Below are 2,282 nucleotides of genomic sequence, written 5' to 3' on the forward strand. Positions count from 1 at the left end.
CATGAAACTGAATACTGCATTTTCTTGATTTAGTCCAATAATGATAGGTTGTTCACAATAAGCTTCTGAAAATTTACACATAAACTCGATTAATGTGCCATTTCAATCGTAATAAATGCATAAATTTCCTGAGTCACTTAGTTTCCTTACTCCATCAAAACGCACAATAGCATGCGTATATTGAGCGACTTAATGGCTTGTTTTCTGTTGAAACTGCTTCACGCTGCGCTTTTGAGCACTGCGGCGGTTGGCTTGCTTATCACGCGGTTTGCGCTTCGGTTCACCGCTGGTCGGTTGGTCTGTCACTGGAAAATCGGTCAACGCCTGCAGCGGTAAAGCGCGCTGCGTTAAGCTGCGGATTGCCTCCAGAGCTTGGCTTTCACCATGGCAGACCAGCGAAATCGCCACACCACCTTGACCAGCACGCGCTGTGCGGCCAACGCGGTGAATATAAACTGGCGCACTAGGCGGTAAATCAAAATTGATCACCACTGGCAGCGCGTCAATGTGAATACCACGCGCCAGTAAATCGGTGGCCACCAGTACATCCACTTGATTCGCTTTGAAATCGGCTAACGTTTGCTCGCGAATAACTTGATCTTTTTCACCATGCAAAGCTGCCGCACGAATACCCGCTTTGAGTAATTTTTTCGCGACCGCGTCAGCACTATCACGAGCGCTAATGAACACTAATACTTGCTGCCCAGCTCGCTGCTTAATCAGAGCAATTAATGCTTGTGCTTTACTGCCCTTATTCACAAGGTAGAGCTGCTCTTCAATTTCTTCCACCACTTGATTGGCTTGATTCGCCTCTATCTTTACCGGGTTATTTAACACGGCCAATGCCACCTGTTCGAGATCGGCGGCGAGTGTGGCGGAAAACAACAACGTTTGTTTGGTTTGGGGCATAAAACTGAGCAGGCGTTGTACATCCGGCCAAAACCCCATCTCTAACAGTCTGTCAGCTTCATCTAACACCACACTGTGCATCGACTCCAATGAGATCAGTTGCTGTGTGAGTAAATCAAGCAAGCGGCCCGGTGTCGCGACGATTAAATGCGGTAATTTGGCCAACTGCGCAAGCTGCTCTTCTTGGGCCACTCCCCCGCATAAAGTGCATAAGCTAATACCCATTTTGCTTGCCACGGTACTCAGCTCTTGGCTGACTTGTTGTGCTAATTCACGGGTAGGAACAATGACAACGGATTGAATTTCAAGAGTATTAACTTCAATCTGTTGCAGTAAAGGCAAACCATAAGCTAACGTTTTACCACTGCCCGTCTGCGCGAAGGCAAGTACATCTTGCCCAGAAAGTACGGCTGGAATAGCCAATTGTTGGATTTTGGTCGCCGTGTGTCGCGACGCAGGCAGCGCTGCCATCAAAGGGGCGCTAAAGTTAAGCTTAGAAAAATTCATAAACGACTAGCAGGGTGAAAAAGGTTGCGCCGAGTCTAAAGCTATTCATTCTCCATCACAACTGTCGATACGGATCAGGACTGAATCTGGCCGCCAGTACTCAAATTCGCAGTCCATGATCTCGCCATCTTGTTTGTAATTAACTCGACAAATTTTCATTACAGATTGGCCAGCAGCCAAGTTAAGGGCTTTTGCCACATGAAGAGGTGCAGCCGTAGGGATTACTTCAAAACGAGAACGCGTGGTGATGTAACCGTATTTTTGCTGATAGAGATGCGTTAACGAAGCGGTTAAATTTTCCTCTAATATCTTTGGAAACCACTGCGCAATCAGGCAGTTTTCGACAAACAGTACCGCTCGCCCGTCAATCGAGCGCAACCGTTCAATAATATGAATGGGCGTAATTCGGTCAATATCCATCGCTCTTGCATACTCACGAGAAGCCATCACGCTGCGTACCGCAACTAGCTTAGTTTCTGCGATTCGGTGCTGCTCGCGGATCATCTGGTGGAAGTGGCAACGCGATAGCGGGTTATAATGAATTCGCGCCGGAGAGACAAACCAGCCACGCCGCTCTTCTCGGTAAATCAACCCTTCGGTTTCCAGTGAAACCAAAGCGTCTTTAATTGTAATGCGCGTTGTATTAAACAATTCACTCAATTCACGTTCAGATGGCAGTTTTTGTCTGTCGCTCAGCATCCAACTGCAAATTTGCTCACGAAGGGTGCCTTTAATGTTACCAAGTTGGGTCTTTTCTAAAGGAGCATTTGCCACTGGCAAAGGGCTGCGAAATCTCATGCGTGACCTAGTCCAATATTATACAGAGTGAATAAACGTCTTTTAGACTACTTAAGGCAGATAACAGA

General features: G+C 47.0%; 2 protein-coding genes. Both read right to left on the reverse strand.

Annotated features, from left to right (window positions below; translation table 11 throughout):
* Nucleotides 1–189: 189 nt before the first annotated feature.
* The gene (locus tag B9J87_RS13105) at nucleotides 190–1,416 is read right to left on the reverse strand and encodes a DEAD/DEAH box helicase (RefSeq protein WP_094151116.1); all 1,227 of its coding nucleotides are present in this window, start codon (nucleotides 1,414–1,416) and stop codon (nucleotides 190–192) included.
* Between the two features lie 45 nt (nucleotides 1,417–1,461).
* Nucleotides 1,462–2,214: a UTRA domain-containing protein gene (locus tag B9J87_RS13110; RefSeq protein WP_094151118.1), complete on the reverse strand. Its 753-nt coding sequence runs from the start codon at nucleotides 2,212–2,214 to the stop codon at nucleotides 1,462–1,464.
* Nucleotides 2,215–2,282: the final 68 nt, after the last annotated feature.

Origin of the sequence: Vibrio sp. V19_P1S1T109 (genome assembly GCF_002241375.1) — a bacterium.
Taxonomy (GTDB): domain Bacteria; phylum Pseudomonadota; class Gammaproteobacteria; order Enterobacterales; family Vibrionaceae; genus Vibrio; species Vibrio anguillarum.